Source organism: Flavobacterium solisilvae (assembly GCF_012911605.1).
Taxonomy (GTDB): domain Bacteria; phylum Bacteroidota; class Bacteroidia; order Flavobacteriales; family Flavobacteriaceae; genus Flavobacterium; species Flavobacterium solisilvae.
Genome location: NZ_JAAMPT010000020.1, coordinates 1 through 229 on the forward strand (window position 1 = coordinate 1; position 229 = coordinate 229).

Annotated in this window: 1 protein-coding gene; it reads left to right on the forward strand. The window is 37.1% G+C overall.

Features of this window, described 5'->3' with window-relative positions; translation table 11 throughout:
* Positions 1–229: transposase (locus G6042_RS00095; RefSeq protein WP_169522295.1), on the forward strand; the 229-nt coding region annotated here is incomplete at both ends.

Genomic DNA, 229 nt, shown 5'->3' on the forward strand with positions numbered 1-229 from the left:
TCGAGACGATTAGAAAAAGAGTGTCTTCGCAATATTGAATTGCAATGGCTTTTAGAAGCTATTTGTCCTAATTATCACAGTATAGCTGACTTTAGAAAAGACAACCCTAAAGCACTAAAACAACTCTTCAAACTGTTTGTTAGTTTTTTAAAAGACGCCGAATTAATTGCAGGCGAAACCATCGCTATTGACGGCACAAAATCTAGAGCTCACAATGGCAAGAAGTCCA